Here is a 16,213-nt window from a genome sequence, read left to right as displayed (position 1 = left end):
CGGCCGACCATCACCAGTGTCCGTCACCACAGTAGGAGGTTGGTCAATATTATTCCCAGCGTGCCCAACCGTTGGGGAGGATGGACGGTGCTGTTGAAAGCTGGGGTGCCGATGTCGTAGGGGTGGAAGGATCACGGTCATGCTGCGACAAGAGGCCTGCCGCACAACTTTGTCACCGCACCAAAGATCGTGTCGGCACGGTGGGGGATCTGCTTTCCGATACCCCAGCGAGGCTGGCGAATCTCCGACTTCGGGCGCAGCTGATGCCCCGGGATCAACGACCAGCTAGCTAAGGTCGGTTGGCCTCAAAAAATTACTGCGGAGAAGCTTGATCTCACTCAACCCAGGGTTTCTGATCTGTGTACTGAGACGATCAGCAAGTTCTCGTTGGATGCCCTGGTCAATATCAGGATCAAACTGGGGATTCACTTGAGGGTGGAAAACACTGAAAACAGGGAAGCCCTGAGAACAGACCGCAGCGTTGAGCCGCTCTCCTTTGATCCTCGGGTATACCGAATAGTCTGGGGTGCCTTCTCGAACACCCGGATGTAGGAGGACTGTCTCGGCGGCCGAGTCCTCGAACGTGCGGGCCGGGGAGACTGCGGAGCGGAGTGACAGCGGCGCAGGGCGTTGTCGTCCACCATCTTCGGTAATGCTTGCTGATCTGATGGAAGGCCTGGAGGGGTGGGTCGAAGTGGACGATCTCCGGGAGAACACCTAGTTTTTGTGCCCGCAATTATACTTGCCTCATGCGTATCCGAGGAGGGCCTGCAGCCCGGCGGCGTAATAGAAGATTCAGAAGGTTGGCGCTGTCTGCCGCACTCGTCCTCGTGGCCCTGGTGGTGGGGATGTCGACCTGGGTGCTCCTTCCTTCCCAGGGCACTCCGGTTCCCAGCGATGCGGTCATGGTGATCGCTGGTTCCACGGATGGCCGACACCAGGCGGGTGCGCAATTGATAGAGGAAGGAATAGCGCAGAATTTTGTGGTGTCCAACCCATCGGGCACGAGGGACAAGGTGGGATCAGCACATTGCCGTGGGGAAGATCGGCCGGAGGCAGCTCTCCGGAATTGGTGTCTTCGACCTGAGCCAGTCACCACGACCGGTGAGGCGTTGACGATGGGAGAACTGGCAGCGGAAGAGGAATGGTCATCGGCCACGGTGCTGACCAGCAGAATCCACGCTCGCCGGGTGCAAGCCATGTTCAGGGAGTGCACCAATTTGGAGGTGACGGTGGTTTTCATGGACTATATCTGGATACAGAGCGTGCTCGACGAAGTACTCCATGAGGTGGGCGGCCACATCAAGTTATGGCTGACCGACCCCTGCCAAACCCGCTCCTGATCCGGCGCCGGCACCCGCGCACCCTCTTCGCGCCCTAAGTTGCTTGACCTCCCTCCTCTGCTCTTTCCACCGCGATAGCGGCCGGCTCTCACGCTGGGGATCGAAGCGCGGCAGGCACCATCCCGACCGCAATGCGGGGACTTTCCGCGATCCCGTGCGCCTGAACCTCTAGAATCAGGGTTCATGACTGAGCACTACCCTGAAGTTGACCAAGACCTACCGGTGCATCCGAGCTGGGTACCGGCCCTGGCGCCGGTGGCCGGGCAGATCCATGCGATGGGGGACTTCCTCCGCGCTGAGACCGCCGCCGGACGGGGTTACCTGCCCGGAGGACCAGATGTGCTGCGTGCCTTCAGCTATCCCTTTGATGAAGTCAAGGTGCTCATCATCGGCCAGGATCCCTACCCCACCCCGGGGCATGCGATGGGTCTGAGCTTCTCCACGCAGCCGGGGGTGCGTCCGCTACCCCGGAGCCTGGGAAATATCTTCAAGGAGCTCAGCTCAGACCTGGATATCCCCGCCCCGGTCGATGGGGACCTGACCCCCTGGTCACGGCAGGGCGTGGCACTGTTTAACCGGGTGCTCTCGGTACAGCCCGCTAACGCCGGCTCACACCGTCGCAAAGGCTGGGAAGAGATCACCGAGGCCGCTATCCGCGCCCTCGCGCGCCGGGAACAACCCTTGGTGGCTATTCTCTGGGGTCGGGACGCCCAGCGCACCCAGCAATTCCTCGGCGACACCCCCTGCGTGATGTCCCCTCATCCCTCACCGCTTTCCGCCTCCCGGGGCTTCTTCGGCTCCCGCCCCTTCTCCCGGGCAAATGAGCTCTTGAGTGCCCAAGGCGCTGTAGCGGTCGACTGGCGGCTGTAGACTCCACTGACATGTCCTATCCCACCGAGCTCGACGGATCCCGGATGCGCAATTGGGCGGTCCGGGCCGTCTCGGAACTCTCGGCACGGCGCGCTGAGATCAACGCCCTCAATGTCTTCCCGGTGCCGGATGCTGATACCGGCTCCAATATGACGCACACCATGGAGGCGGCACTGGTAGCAGTGGAGAAGCTCGGTGCCCAGGCGGATGCGATCCGCGTCGCGGAGGCCCTGGCGGTCGGTTCCGTCCGCGGTGCCCGCGGCAACTCCGGGGTGGTGCTCAGCCAGGTGCTGCGCGCCGTGGCGCAGGCCGCGGTCGACGGCCGGGTCGACGGGGCGTCGATAAGCGATTCCCTGGCCATCGCGGTACAGCTTGTCGACGCCGCGATCTCCGAACCCGTGGAGGGCACCGTGATCACGGTGCTGCGCGCGGCGGCCATCGCCGCCGGAGAGACCGAGGGGGACCTGCACGCCGTGGTCCGCGCCGCTGTGCAGGCCGCGCGGATCGCCCTGGCCAAGACCCCCTCCCAACTTGATGTGCTGCGCGAGGCCGGGGTGGTGGACGCCGGCGGCCAGGGATTCGTGGTGATCATGGAGGCCCTGCTGGCCGAGATCGAGGGGGAAAACGCCCCGGAACTGCGTATCGGAGTCGAAAGCCACGGCCGGATCATCCCCCTGGAGGTGATGTTCTACTACTGCGGCGACCTGGAGGCACTCACCGGGGTGCTGGCCCCGATGGGGGACAGCCTGCTCATCGCCCGCGAATCCACCACCGCCGGCACCGTGCACATCCATTCCGCCGAACCCGGCGCGGTCATCGAGGCCGCCTATGCCAGTGGGGTGGTCAGCGACCTACGCTTGGAGGTGCTGCCCGAGGCCCCGCAGGTTTCCCCACCCGCCCGCGTCGTGATCGCCATGACCCCGCGCGGTTCCATCGCCGAGCTCTACCGCGCGGCCGGTGCACTGGTGGTCAGCCCCGGTGGTGACGTGGTCTCCGAGATCATCGCCCAGATCCGCCGCAGTGGGGCGCAGGAGGCCATTCTCCTGCCCAATGGCCTGCTGAACCGCCGTGAACTGGTGTCCGTGGAAAAAGCCAGCCACGCCTTCGAACAAACGATCACGCTCCTGCCCACCGGCCGCCTGGTCAGCGGGATCGCCGCGCTCTCCGTCCATGACCCGGAAGAACCCCTCGGGGTGGCGGCCTATGCCATGGCCGAGGCCGCTGGCGCCATGCGCACCGCGATCCTGCACCTCGCCCGCAAAGCCGCCCTGACCCAGGTCGGCGCCTGCTCCAAGGGCGATATCATCGCCACCACCTACCTGGGCGAAATCATCCTGGTCGCCGAAGACCTTATCGACGCCCTCGTGGGCACCTGTCGTCGCCTGCTCGAGGCAGGCGGCGAACAGATCACCCTGCTCGTCGCCCCCACCGTGGCCAAGCAACTGAGCGGGGAAGACCTGAGCCAGAAACTGGGACGCGCCGGAGCCGGTGTCGAGATCATGATCTATCCTGCAGAGGGAATGGAACATCTGATCGAAATCGGCGTGGAATAACCTTAAGGAGCAGCACATGCTGGGCTGGAGCGATGCGCGGAAGCTGGCCGAAATCCTCCCGGCCAAGGAAGCCACGGCCATAAAAAAGGCCTTCGGCTACACCACCGCCGCGGAACTGCTGGACCACTACGCCCGCGGCTACTCCCGCCACGGCTCCGGGGTCAACGTCGAAGACGCCGCCGAAGGCGATATCGTCACCTGCGTCGGTGAGGTCACCTGGGCACACACCTCCTACACCTCCACCGGCAAACTGATGCACCGGATCGTGATCTCCGACGGGCGCAACACCCTCACCGCCAGCTTCTTCCAGGCCAAATTCCCCGCCAAACAGCTGGTGGTGGGCGTCCGGGCAATGTTCTCCGGAAAACTCGGCTACTACCGCGGAACCCCACAGATCTCCCACCCGGACTACCTGCTGCTCCCCACCGCCGGCTCCACCCGCAAGCAGATCAGCACCGGGGGGCTGCGCAACCTCTCCGCCTATGGCGACGCCGCAGACGTTGATGCCCTCCTCGCCGAGCGGGACTACATCGCCGTCTACCCGGCGAAGAAGGGCATGACCTCCTGGCGACTGATGGGAGCGGTCCACCAGGTGCTGGCCACCTTGCCACCCGTCGAAGAACCCCTCGGATTCACCCCGGCAGGACTGGTCAGCTTCGATGATGCCATCCGGGGCATCCACGAACCCGGCCCCGAAGGCCCGGAGATTCACCGCCGGCGCATGAAGTACAACGAGGCGCTGAGCCTCGCCATCGTCATGGCACTACGCCGCGCCGATACCGAACACCGCAAAGCCCCGGCCTGTACCCCGGTTTCCGGGGGACAACAGGAGCAACTGCGCGCCGGGTTACCCTTCCCGCTGACCAAGGGCCAGCAGGTGGTGATCGGGGAGATCACCACAGATCTGCAGGCAAACACGCCGATGAGCCGGCTGCTCCAGGGAGAGGTCGGCTCCGGTAAAACCGTGGTGGCACTGCTCGGTATGCTCCAGGTCGTCGACGCCGAGCGACAGTGCGCCATGTTGGCCCCCACCGAGGTGTTGGCCATCCAGCACGGTCGCTCGCTGACGGCCCTGCTCAGCGCTGCCGGGGTGGCGGCTTCGGTGGTCGTGCTCACCGGATCCATGCCGGTGGCCCAGAAACGAAAAGCACTACTCGACATCGTCTCCGGGCAGGCCGATATCGTGGTGGGAACCCACGCCCTGATCCAGGACACCGTGGAGTTCTTCGACCTGGGCATGGTGGTGGTCGATGAGCAGCACCGCTTCGGGGTGGAACAACGCGACCGGCTGCGTGGCAAAGGCCGCGATGAGATGACCCCGCACCTGCTGGTGATGACCGCCACCCCCATCCCGCGCACCATCGCGATGACGGTCTTCGGCGACCTCACGGTCTCCACGCTGCGGGAGTTACCCGGTGGGCGTAAACCTATCCAGTCCACCGTGGTGCCGGAGCTGCTCCGGCCGAAGTGGATGGCCCGGGCGTTGGACCGCATCCGGGAGGAGGTGGCCAACGGACACCAGGCCTATGTGGTCTGCCCCCGCATCGAGAACGAGGGGGGAGTGCTCGCGGTCTATGAGTCGCTCTCCAAATATTCCTTCCAAGACTTGACCGTCGGGGTGCTCCACGGTCGGATGAGCGGTGAGGACAAGGACCGCGTGATGGCTGATTTCGCCGCCGGCGGGATCGACGTGCTGGTCGCCACCACCGTCATCGAGGTCGGCGTGGACGTTCCCAACGCCACCGTCATGCTGATCCGTGAAGCGGAGAACTTCGGGGTCTCCCAGCTGCACCAGCTCCGGGGCCGGGTCGGCCGGGGCGGGCACGCCTCACTCTGTCTCTTCCACACCCTGATTGAGGATGAACTGCACCCCACCCTGGGCCGGCTGCAGGCTATCGCCCAGACCTCCGATGGCTTCCGCCTGGCCGAGATCGACCTGCTCTCGCGCCAGGAGGGTGATGTCCTGGGGACCAGTCAGTCCGGGCGGGAACGAAAAGTCAAGCTCCTATCCTTTATCGAGGACCTGGAATTGATCGAACAGGCCAACCGCGATGCCGCCGGGCTGGTGGCTCAGGATCGGGAACTGGCGCAGCGGCTGGTCACCGATATCGCCGTAGATAACCAGGAGTACCTGGAGAAGAGCTAACAAAGCACTACGAGGTGGTGCCGGCAGGCCATCTCCTGTCGGGTGGACGAGACCTACATCCGGGTCGGCGGAGGTGATTGCCGTGAAGCGTTTTCTGGCGAAGAGGCTGCGGGTGAACACGTGGGCTGGGTAGCTCCGGGTGATCATCACAGATAGCGTCCCCGCCCTGGCGAAAGCGATTTCCGGCTTCAAGGAGGAAGGTTGTGCCCACAGACGTGGAGGCGATGCACGCCTGAGCGAAAGGGCAGGGAACGATGTTCGCCCACCCGCCACCCAAATCCGGCTGCGGTGATCGTTATCCGGGTCCTTGAAAACGCTTAAGCGGCTCGAGCTGGGGGTCGAGGCTCTAGTCCGGGTTCCCCGGTTTTTCACCCAACTTTGCAAGAGCACTCCACAAGCCATGCAAAGAGCCCGACCTCTAGCCGTTTATTTCGACCAAAACTGCTGAGGAGATCCGTGCATCTATCGCCCGATACTTAGAATAAATTAACGGTGCAGGACACATTAAATTCAGCGGTGGAGGTCGACGGACCGGCCTGGTGGTACGCGAGGTGCCCTGAGTGGCTTGGGAATGGCGATTTTTGACCATCAGACGATGCTGGTGGTCGGATAGCGGGCCGGGGTCCGGAATCCTGCCAGGGGCCGCCAAGAAAGGAAACGTCTTATTGGAGCTTAAAGGAAATTAACAATCAAGTAAGCGATTCGCTGCGATAGGCCGAGGGAAGATGTATCTTCATATGAAGCCCCGTTTCTGCTGCGCTAGACGGTTTACTCCATGGACTAAGAACATTATGGGATGGGGAGAAGATCCTAATCTCATGCGCTAAGGAATGGTGACATTGCCCCTACGCTGTGACGAAGATGAGTGCCTACGGTGACATATAATATCCTAACTATTTTCGGCTTTTTTGCAGCGGTTGCTCTGTGTGCATTGTTAATCAAAAAGCTAGGTGGCCGAGCTAAAGCGATCATCGCGCATATCCTGGCGGTGGCCGTGGCAGGATTCTACGGGTTCCGTGACCCCAGCGTCGGTGCGGACACCAGGGAATATATAGCGAGATTCCTCGATGGGACTCTCACGGACGACTATCTCTTCTCCTACGCAACCATCCTGCTTGGGGGAGTCGGGATAAATAGTTCGCAGTACTTGTTTATTCTCGCACTGGCGACCAGTCTCTTTCTCCTGCATGCCATAAAGAACTTCACCAATGATTACACCACGGCAGTGCTTTTTCTGGTGCTGGCCGCAATCCTGCCCTACGGGATAATGCAGTACATAAATATCTCTCGCCAGGGGATTGCCGTAGCCATGATCCTCTACGGTCTTTCTCTCATGCAACAGCGGACCAATGTACGGGGTCTCCTGTTTACGTTGCCGACGATACTGATACACAAGACTGCAGCAATCGTCTATGTAATTGCACACCTACTGAAGAATCTGCTGGCCAGCAGATACGGACCCATCATAATTTTCGCCGGCATGACCGTTGTGTTCACCGTGTCATCCAATATGTATCAGCTGATTTCGGTTTTCGATCAGGACCTGGCTCAGAAGTATCTGGAATATTCCTTCATGGATACGTCTGAATCCCCTTACCTGGTTTATGTGAAACTTGCTTGGGCGACGTTCCATTTGATCATCGTGTACAACCTGAACAAGATTAAAGAGATCCCTCCGGCGCTCTACTACTATTATGTGGTCGTTGTCCTATTATCAGTTGCGCTCTTTCCGAATGCGCTGGTAGCCACCAGGCTCCTCGCCTGCATTGATTTTATTCTGCCGGTAATTTATGCGATATCGACAAAGCCGGAGGGCAAGGCGCTGCGGATAATCGGTATCTGGAGCTTGGTTCTCTATGCTCTGGTGTCTCCTTTTGTCTTCAGCATGTATCCCCTCAACTTCAACTGGTAAGACAGGCCCCGGCCTTCCCGAGGTGCTGCACCAAGTGGCGTAGGGAACTTCCAGGCTCAGCAACCATCCCCGCAGGGGCCGCAGACCACCCGGCGGCGGGTCACCACATTTGCCGCAGATAACCGGGTAGGACCTGGAGAAGAGTTAACGGCCGGTGCTGCGTTAAGCTGGACAACATGAAAATCTGTGCACCTTTCGCGGGCATCGTCCACTACCGGGTTGCCCAAGGCACCCGAGTGAACACCGGTGATGAACTGGCCACCGTTGAGGCCGTGAAGCTTGAAGCCCCGGTGCTCGCACCCGGGCCCGGGATCGTCGGTACGCTCAAGCTGGCGGACTTCGCCGATGTCATCGGTGGCGAAGAACTGCTTGAACTGAAGGAGGCCTAGACCATGGGAAAGACCCGTATCATCGCCGGTCAGGCTCGTGGCCGTAAGCTCGACATCCCCCCGGCGGGGACTCGTCCCACCAGTGACCGCGCCCGGGAAGGACTATTCTCTTCCCTCCAGGTCCGCTTCGGCTTCGAGGGCGCCAGCGTCCTTGATCTCTTCGCCGGTTCCGGCGCGCTGGGTCTGGAGGCCGCCTCCCGGGGAGCCGATGAAGTGGTCCTCGTGGAAAGCGACCCGAAGGCCGCGGCGATCATCCGGGCGAATATGACGGTGGTGGGGCATCCGAACATCAGCGTCGCCGAGATGAAGTGCTCGACCTACCTCGCCTCCGCTCCGCAGGAGCATTTCGACATGGTCCTGGCCGACCCACCCTATGAGTTGGCTGATGATGCTGTCCGGGCGATGCTCGAGGCGCTGCGCCCGGCGCTGATCGATGGTGCCGCGATCATCGTGGAGCGCCACGTAGACTCGCCGGAGACGGCGTGGCCGGCAGATTTCGTGCCGACCACCCAGAAACTAAAGAAGCGTACCTACGGTATCGCCCGCATGGACATGGCGGTCTTCCACCGGGATGGCGCCGAGGATGACCGTGACCATGAAGACCATGACAATGAAGACCTGGAAGGTTAATCGATGAAGGCAGTGTGCCCGGGTAGTTTTGACCCGGTGACCGTTGGACACCTGGACATCTTCACCCGGGCCGCCGCCCATTTCGAGGAGATCGTGGTGCTGGTGACCGGAAATCCGGCAAAGAAGTCGGGACTGTTCACCATTGAAGAGCGGATGGACCTGATCCGTGAGGTCACCGCCGACCTGCCCAATATTCGGGTGGACAACTGGGCCGGCCTGCTGGTCGACTACACCACCGCGAATGGAATCGGTGCCCTGGTCAAGGGGCTGCGAAGTTCCCTGGACTACGAGTATGAGCTACCGATGGCACAGATGAACCGCCGACTCAGCGGGGTGGACACCTTCTTCCTGCTCACCGATGAGAAATACGGTTATGTCTCCTCAAGTCTGCTCAAAGAGGTGGCGAAGTACGGCGGCGATGTCTCCGGGCTGTTGCCGGAAGCGGTGGCTGAAGCTGCGAAGAAGAGGTACCGGCAGCTCGAGGATTGAACACCGGTGATCCTCGACCGCTGAAGACAGACGACAGGTAGGGGAGACGGAAGAATAGATGTCTACCCTGCTCCTGGTCTTCGGGATCATCCTCATCGGCTCTTGTCTGCAACGGGTCGCCGGGATGGGGATGGGGATGGTCGCTGGTCCTGTGCTCAGCCTCGCCATGGGGCCGGTGGCTGGCATCATGGTGGTCAACGTGCTGGCGGTGATCAACGCACTGCTGATCATGAGCACCGTCTGGCGCGACATCAACTGGCGCAGGGGTGCGATGATGTGCTCGGTGCTGATCCTGGGCACCATCCCCGGGGCGATCCTGGTACAGCAGGCTCCCGTGGACGTGCTCCAGGTTATCGTCGGCTCGCTCCTGCTGCTCGGCCTGGGCATGACGATCTTCGGGGCGCGGCTGATTCCTGAGGTCAGCGGCCGGGCACCGGTCTACGCCGCCGGTATCGCCGGCGGATTCATGAACACGGTGGCGGGGCTGGCAGGCTCGGCGATCACCGTCTATGCCCAGGCCGCCCGCTGGGAGCAGCGGGAATATGCCGCTACCCTGCAGCCGATCTTTGCCCTGGCGGCACTGCTCTCGGTGGTGATCAAGACCGCCATCGGGGCAGGTAACCCCGCTGATTCCGACCCCTGGATCTGGGTGGTCGGAATGGGCGCGATCCTCCTGGGAATCGCGGCCGGCAGCCTGTTGAGCGAGCGGGTATCCAGGACCACCGCCCGCCGGATTGCTCTGATGGCGGCAACCGCTGGCGGGGTCTCAGTGCTGCTGCGTGGGACCGTGGGAATGTTGGGGGCTTGAAGCTACCTCGCCCCCGGTCTGAGCCGGCTTCGGGATGCCGACCGGATATCGACTTTCCGGGCAGCTCATTTAACCAAGGAGAATGATCATGGAGTCAGATTTAGCGGGCATGGTGATGCTCTTGTTCTCGGTGGTGCTCGTTGCCGTGGTCTGTATCGCTGTCACCCGGATGGCTGCGGACGGGCGGATGAAAAGACATGGTTCTGCCGGGATTAGAACCCGTCACACCCAGCGATCTGATGCTGCCTGGCAGGCGGGTCACGCTGCTGCGCTACCGATGGTGTACCGCATCGGGTGGCTAGCTGCGGTCACCATCGTTGGTGCAGTGTCAACCCACTTTTTCCTCGGTGGGAATTGGGGCGTGTTCGTGGGGCTGGGCGGGATGCTGGCTGAGATCATCGTGTTGCTTGCTGCTTCTGGTGCGGCCAATAAGGCCGCGCAAGCCGCCCCATGATGAGGGGATTCAACCACGCAGGTTTGAGAGAGGAACACCGCGGTCCGCAGCGATGCTGCGTGCGGTAGTGCCACCCGCTCAGGGACCCTGCAAGAGAGGGAGCCGCCGATTCCCGGAGCCTCGATTCTGGTGCCCGGCCCTGATCTCGGGCCGGGCACTTAAACCTAATGCAGGTTCGAGAGGAAGGCCCGGGTGCGCTCCTGCTGCGGGTCACCCAGCACCTGTTCCGGGGTGCCGGCCTCCACGACGACACCATCGGCCATGAAGATGACCTGGTCGGCGACTTCGCGGGCGAAGTTCATCTCATGGGTGACCACGAGCATGGTCATGCCCTGCCTGGCCAGGTCCTTCATCACGCGCAGCACCTCACCGACCAGTTCGGGGTCCAGGGCGGAGGTCGGCTCGTCGAAAAGCATCAGTTTCGGTTCCATCGCGACCGCGCGGGCGATGGCCACCCGCTGCTGCTGACCGCCGGAGAGCTGGGCGGGGTAGGCAGTGGCCTTGTGCGCCAGACCGACCTGCTCGAGCAGCTCCATGGCCCGTTCCCGGGCTTCCTTGGCGGGGATCCCCTTGACGTGGATGGGGGCCTCGATGATGTTCTCCAGGGCGGTGCGGTGGGGGAAGAGGTTGAAACTCTGGAAGACCATACCGATATCGGCGCGCTGGCGGGAGGCGTCCTTCTCCGAGATCTCGTAGAGAGTGCCGTCCTTCTCCCGGTAACCGATCAGCTCACCGTCGACGTAGAGCCGGCCGGCGGTGACCTTCTCCAGGTGGTTCACGCAGCGCAGCAGCGTCGACTTGCCGGAGCCGGAGGGGCCGATCAGGCAGGTAACCTCTCCGGGTTTCACGGTCAGGTCGATGCCCTTGAGCACCGTCAGCTGGCCGAAACTCTTGTGGACCTGCTGGGCCTGGATCATGGGGGTGCTCATGATTTACTGCCCCTTCCGGTTGGTGGGCTCGTTGATGATGGTGATATTGCCGGGCAGCGCGCCCTCGGCATCGGCCAGGGCGGCGAGCTGCCGGCCGGTCAGCTCGCGGGTGGCGCCGCGCTCGAAGTACTTCTCCAGGTAGAACTGGCCCACCATGAGGACCGAGGTGATCACCAGGTACCAGGTGGCGGCGACCAGCAGCATCGGCACCGGATCGAAGAGCGCATTGGCGATGTCCATGGAACGGCCGTAGAGCTCCAGGGAGTAGGGGATGGCCACCACCAGCGAGGTGGTCTTGAGCATGGAGATCAGCTCATTGCCGGTCGGCGGGATGATGATCCGCATCGCCTGCGGCATGACGGTGCGGCGCATGGTCATCCACCAGCCCATGCCCAGTGCCTTGGAAGCCTCGAGCTGTCCCTCGGGGACGGACTGGATTCCGGAGCGCACGATCTCGGCCATGTAGGCGGCCTCATTCAGCCCCAGACCGATGACGGCCAGCAGGAACATATTCGAGAGCAGCCCCTGCAGGTCCAGCTCGGCGAAGCCGACATTGATGGTCTGGTACAGCGAACCAAGCAGACCCCAGAACACCAGCTGGACGTAGACCGGGGTGCCGCGGAAGACCCAGAGGAATACCCAGGACACACCCTGAAGAACCGGGTTGGGGGACATCCGCATAATCGCCATGAAGGCACCGAGGACCACACCGATGATCATCGAGAGCACCGTCAGCGCGATGGTGTGCAACGCGGCGGTGGCGATGCGGGTGTCAAAGAGATAGGAACGGTAGGTGTCCCAGCCGTAGGCCTCATTAGTCACGGCACCGATGAGGAACCAGGCGAAGAGGGCGACGATGATCGCGGCGGCGATCCACCGCCCAGGGTGACGCAGGGGGACGGCCTTGATGGGGGCAGCCGTGCCCGCAGTGGAAGTATGTGTCATGGCAGGAGTCTTTCTAGGAAGTTTCAGAGGCTGCGGTCGCTCAGCGCTCAGAGTGGAGATGCTCTCAGGGGTTCAGATAGTCCTCGACGGGCGGAATCGGCTGCTCATTGATCAGGGCTTCCTCGAGCAGTCCCTCCTCGATATTCCACTGGGCCAGCACCTCGGCATAGTCACCGGATTCGATCAGGTACTGCAGCGCCCGGGAAAAAGCGAAGGCGAGTTCGGAGTTCTTGTTGAAGGCATAACCGTAGGGGGCTGCCTGGAACATTTCACCGGTCAGTTCCATCCGCTCCTCGGAGCGTTCGACGGCCCAGGCGGTGATGGGGGAGTCCGCGGAGAAGGCGTCGGCTCGTCCCAGGACCAGTGCGGTGGCGGCGTTGTCCGAGGAGTCATAGGCCAGCACCTCGATCGGGTCCTTGCCCTGGGCCACGCACTCCTCGGACTTGGGGCGGACATCCTCAGTCTCGGAGACGGTGGTGCGCTGCACCGCCACAGTCAACCCGCAGGCATTGTCCGGGTCGATGTTATCGCCCGGCTGCTGAGCCCACTGGACCCCGGCGTAGAGGAAATTAACGAAGTCGTAGTTCTCACGGCGTTCCGGGTTATCGGTGAAGCCGGAGCCACCGAAATCCAAGGTACCGGCGGACACCGCAGGCAGGATCATGGCGAAGTCCTGCTCGGTCGGGCGAAGCTGCAGGCCCAGGACGGATGCTGCGGCACGTGCCAGGTCGACTTCCATACCGATGATCCCGCCCTCTGGGTCCTTGAATTCGAAAGGCGCAAAGGGTGGGTTGGTACCCATTGACAGCTCACCCCGGGCGGAAATCTCCTCAGGTACCAGCGCGGCGATCTCGGGAACCTCAGCCGGGAGGATGGGTTCCCAGCCCTCCGGATTGCCCTGCTCGACGTTGGTCACGCAGGCACTCAGCACCAGGGCGGAGGTGAGGATGGCCCCCGCCGGAAAAATCCGGCGCCGTAGTAGTGAAAGTGGTTGATCCATGGGCAAAATTGTAGCCGCACCCTGTACTCCGGCTGGAACCGGACTAACAGGTTGCGGCTGATACCACTGGAGAAGCTTAAGCCGGGTCCTGCGCCTCGAGGACGACGGCCTCCTTCGGGCCGAACTTCTCGATGGCCATGACCGCCAGCACCACCACCCCACCGAGGACGACCATGCCGACCACAGTCCAGATCTCGGAGCTGGTGCCATAGGGGGACAGCAGGGTGGCATCGGCGTCCTGCCAGGGCCAGAGCGCGCGCAGGGAGCCGAGCATCAGACCCGACATGATCACCAGGGTCATGGTGCGGTAATTATCCAGAATCCAGGTCAGTCCCTTGATAAAGCTGATAATCCCGATGAGTGCGCCCAGGATGAACACCCCGATGACATCCCATTCACGATTGGACAGCGAAGACATCACCGGGCCGTAGAGGCCGACCGCCAGCAGGAAGAAGGAGCCGGAGATCCCCGGCAACACCAGTGCGCAGACCGCGACTGCGGCAGCGAAGAAGATGATGATCAGGTGCGGGTTCTCCTGCGGGGCCGAGGTGAAACCGGTACCGATGAAGGTGACGACTGCGGCAATGATGAAGGCGGGGATGGCCAGCGGCAATTTCTTGCGCAGGTCCGCGGGGTCGACCATGCCGAGGGGGACGATGATGGACATGGCGACCATGCCCAGGAACAGTGCCCGGGAGATCTCGGGGTGGCCGTCCACGAATCCGGAGAGGATGGAAGACATGGTGAAGACCATAACCACCATGCCGACGCCGACCGCGCCGAGAAAGAGCCAGTCCACCCGGGCCATGGCAGCGCCCAGCTTGGTGCGGTCCTTGAGCGCAACCTTCACGAGGTCGATCAGCGCGTTGCCGGTGCCCAGGGCCCGCTCGTAGATTCCGACCACCAGGGCCACGGTGCCACCGGAGATGCCCGGGACGAGTTCGGCCATACCGATGAGGGCACCGCGGAGCAGGTTGAAGATGATGCTGAGGGGGGTGTTTCGTGCACGTCTCGGATATACGTGTTGGGGTATCGGCGTCATAGCGTCGTCAAGGTCCCGTTCTGTTCATACGTGGGTGGAGGATCGAACGGATAGTGTAGGCCACCACGCTCCGCCGCGGGCAATATCTGGGCGGCACCGGGGAGGGGAGGGGCTTATCGACGCCGCGGAGCAGCCCACCTCGGCGGCAGTTGCGGCTTAGCTCAGCACGCCGGCGAGCAGGTTCATCAGTCCACCCAGGATAGTGATCAGAGCGGCGCCGATCAGCCAGTCCTTGCCCAGGTCGAGGCTGCCGTTGACGGTCTCATCCTGGGTATTATCGCCTTCGCTCAGATCCTCGGCGGCGCTGGACCCGATCTTGAGCTCGGCGGGGAGTTCCTCGAGCTGCTGCTCCAGCTGCTGGGAGCTGCCCAGACCCTCGGCGGCGGTGGCGGCCGGGAGGGCTCCGAAGGTCAGGGTGAGTGCGGTGGCCAAGGCGATGAGGGAACGGCGCATGGGAGAAACTCCTTAGATGATCAGGGACTACTAACCGGATAAGGGTATCCTGTTGGCGCACTGAGTGCGCTTTTATGTCCGACCTCACCCTGACCTGCCCCGGAAACAGGAAACCCCGGGATCACCAGTACTGATGATCCCGGGGAAACGCCAGCGTTTCCGCTGTCTATGGTGCCCCAGGTGGGACTCGAACCCACACTGGACGGATTTTGAATCCGTTGCCTCTGCCGATTGGGCTACTAGGGCTGATTTCCAGGTTGTGTAAGGAGAGTTTAGACCAATTCAAAGTTCCGGCGCCAATCACCCTCCCCTGAAGCCTCAATCCGGCGTGGAAACCGACGCTACACTGGGCGGCAGCGCCGCCCAACGGCACTTAATTCAGAGGTATTTGAGGAAGTCGAGGGAGAACTAGCATGCGCACGATCCTCATCACCGGAGCCAGCGATGGAATTGGTGCGGCAGCAGCCACCCAACTGGCACATCAAGGTGACAAGCTGGTGTTGGTGGGAAGGTCCCCGGAGCGCACCCGGGCCATCGCTGTGCGACTCGGCGCTGAGTACCACCTCGTCGACTACACCGAACTGGATCAGGTCCGGGAATTGGCGGCGACCCTCAACCAGCGATATGAGCGCATTGATGTGTTGGCGAATAACGCCGGTGGGCTATTTTCCGGGCCAGTCCGCACCGTGGACGGCTTCGAGCGGACCTTCCAGGTCAATCACCTCGCGCCATTCCTGTTGACGCAGCTACTCTTCGACACACTGATCGCGAGTAATGCGTGTGTGATCAACACCGCTAGCGTCGCGGCCAGGTTCTTCGGTCACCTGGACCTCAATGATCTGAACACCTGGCGGAACTTTCGCTCGAACCTGGCTTATGGCAATGCGAAACTGGCCAACATTATTTTTGCCCAGCAGTTGCACGAGCGATTCCATGATCGGGGGCTGTCTGCGGTCTCTTTCCATCCGGGGCTCATCGCCACCAGCTTCGGTGCCGAATCCGAGGGTGTGATGCAACGGATCTACCACGGGATCGGCTCCCGGTTCCTGGCCTCGCCGGAGAAGGGCGGGGAGACCTTGGCACACTTCATCAACGGCTCACCCGGAGTGGACTGGCAGTCCGGGAAGTTCTACGGCGCCAACCGGAAGCCGGCCCGAACTAACACTCAGGCCGGCAACCCGCGACTCGCTGAACGGACCTGGGAGCTGAGCTCCCAGATGCTCGCCATCCGCTGGTGATCCCCGGCTAGA

General features: G+C 62.3%; 17 protein-coding genes and 1 tRNA gene. 12 read left to right on the top strand and 6 right to left on the bottom strand.

Annotation, left to right across the window (positions count from 1 at the left end; translation table 11 throughout):
- Positions 1-273 precede the first annotated feature (273 nt).
- The 11 genes from ACTU46_RS12345 (at position 274) to ACTU46_RS12295 (ending at position 10,594) form a co-directional block, all read left to right on the top strand.
- Positions 274-552, top strand: a complete 279-nt coding sequence (locus ACTU46_RS12345; RefSeq protein ID WP_443382149.1) for an XRE family transcriptional regulator — start codon at positions 274-276, stop codon at positions 550-552.
- 197 nt (positions 553-749) lie between these two features.
- Positions 750-1,343 (top strand): YdcF family protein, encoded by a 594-nt coding sequence (locus ACTU46_RS12340; RefSeq protein WP_443382109.1) that lies wholly within the window; start codon positions 750-752, stop codon positions 1,341-1,343.
- A 183-nt stretch (positions 1,344-1,526) separates the two neighbouring features.
- A complete protein-coding gene (locus ACTU46_RS12335) occupies positions 1,527-2,213 on the top strand; it encodes a uracil-DNA glycosylase (protein WP_443382107.1) in 687 nt (228 codons plus the stop codon).
- An 11-nt stretch (positions 2,214-2,224) separates the two neighbouring features.
- Positions 2,225-3,766: a DAK2 domain-containing protein gene (locus ACTU46_RS12330; protein WP_443382105.1), complete on the top strand. Its 1,542-nt coding sequence runs from the start codon at positions 2,225-2,227 to the stop codon at positions 3,764-3,766.
- A 16-nt stretch (positions 3,767-3,782) separates the two neighbouring features.
- On the top strand, positions 3,783-5,912 hold the full coding sequence (locus ACTU46_RS12325; protein ID WP_443382103.1) for an ATP-dependent DNA helicase RecG: 2,130 nt from the start codon (positions 3,783-3,785) through the stop codon (positions 5,910-5,912).
- Between the two features lie 874 nt (positions 5,913-6,786).
- Positions 6,787-7,824 (top strand): EpsG family protein, encoded by a 1,038-nt coding sequence (locus tag ACTU46_RS12320; RefSeq protein ID WP_443382101.1) that lies wholly within the window; start codon positions 6,787-6,789, stop codon positions 7,822-7,824.
- A 176-nt stretch (positions 7,825-8,000) separates the two neighbouring features.
- Positions 8,001-8,213: a biotin/lipoyl-containing protein gene (locus ACTU46_RS12315; protein ID WP_443382099.1), complete on the top strand. Its 213-nt coding sequence runs from the start codon at positions 8,001-8,003 to the stop codon at positions 8,211-8,213.
- Positions 8,214-8,216: 3 nt separating this feature from the next.
- The gene (gene rsmD, locus ACTU46_RS12310; RefSeq protein WP_443382097.1) at positions 8,217-8,843 is read left to right on the top strand and encodes a 16S rRNA (guanine(966)-N(2))-methyltransferase RsmD; all 627 of its coding nucleotides are present in this window, start codon (positions 8,217-8,219) and stop codon (positions 8,841-8,843) included.
- Positions 8,844-8,846: 3 nt separating this feature from the next.
- Positions 8,847-9,332: a pantetheine-phosphate adenylyltransferase gene (gene coaD, locus ACTU46_RS12305; RefSeq protein WP_443382095.1), complete on the top strand. Its 486-nt coding sequence runs from the start codon at positions 8,847-8,849 to the stop codon at positions 9,330-9,332.
- Between the two features lie 58 nt (positions 9,333-9,390).
- Positions 9,391-10,140, top strand: a complete 750-nt coding sequence (locus ACTU46_RS12300) for a TSUP family transporter (protein ID WP_443382093.1) — start codon at positions 9,391-9,393, stop codon at positions 10,138-10,140.
- Between the two features lie 88 nt (positions 10,141-10,228).
- The gene (locus ACTU46_RS12295) at positions 10,229-10,594 is read left to right on the top strand and encodes an SdpI family protein (RefSeq protein WP_443382091.1); all 366 of its coding nucleotides are present in this window, start codon (positions 10,229-10,231) and stop codon (positions 10,592-10,594) included.
- A 164-nt stretch (positions 10,595-10,758) separates the two neighbouring features.
- On the opposite strand, the gene ACTU46_RS12290 is transcribed toward ACTU46_RS12295, so the two are convergent.
- The 6 genes from ACTU46_RS12290 to ACTU46_RS12265 all read right to left on the bottom strand — a co-directional run bounded on the left by ACTU46_RS12290 (position 10,759) and on the right by ACTU46_RS12265 (position 15,209).
- Entirely contained in the window at positions 10,759-11,523 is a 765-nt protein-coding gene (locus ACTU46_RS12290) for an amino acid ABC transporter ATP-binding protein (RefSeq protein ID WP_443382089.1), read from the bottom strand.
- Between the two features lie 3 nt (positions 11,524-11,526).
- Complete coding sequence (locus ACTU46_RS12285; protein ID WP_443382087.1) at positions 11,527-12,468, bottom strand: amino acid ABC transporter permease; 942 nt, start codon at positions 12,466-12,468, stop codon at positions 11,527-11,529.
- 64 nt (positions 12,469-12,532) lie between these two features.
- The gene (locus ACTU46_RS12280) at positions 12,533-13,468 is read right to left on the bottom strand and encodes an ABC transporter substrate-binding protein (RefSeq protein ID WP_443382085.1); all 936 of its coding nucleotides are present in this window, start codon (positions 13,466-13,468) and stop codon (positions 12,533-12,535) included.
- Positions 13,469-13,544: 76 nt separating this feature from the next.
- Complete coding sequence (locus ACTU46_RS12275; protein ID WP_443382083.1) at positions 13,545-14,510, bottom strand: DUF368 domain-containing protein; 966 nt, start codon at positions 14,508-14,510, stop codon at positions 13,545-13,547.
- Between the two features lie 156 nt (positions 14,511-14,666).
- A complete protein-coding gene (locus tag ACTU46_RS12270; RefSeq protein ID WP_443382081.1) occupies positions 14,667-14,963 on the bottom strand; it encodes a hypothetical protein in 297 nt (98 codons plus the stop codon).
- A gap of 169 nt (positions 14,964-15,132) precedes the next feature.
- Positions 15,133-15,209, bottom strand: a tRNA-Leu gene (locus ACTU46_RS12265).
- Between the two features lie 167 nt (positions 15,210-15,376).
- Here ACTU46_RS12265 and ACTU46_RS12260 point away from each other — a divergent pair.
- Positions 15,377-16,201 carry an SDR family NAD(P)-dependent oxidoreductase gene (locus tag ACTU46_RS12260; RefSeq protein WP_443382079.1) on the top strand — a complete coding sequence of 275 codons (825 nt, stop codon included), beginning with the start codon at positions 15,377-15,379 and terminating at the stop codon, positions 16,199-16,201.
- Positions 16,202-16,213: the final 12 nt, after the last annotated feature.

This window comes from Corynebacterium sp. A21 (assembly GCF_052266655.1).
Classification (GTDB): domain Bacteria; phylum Actinomycetota; class Actinomycetes; order Mycobacteriales; family Mycobacteriaceae; genus Corynebacterium.
This window is presented reverse-complemented; position numbering and strand designations above follow the sequence as displayed.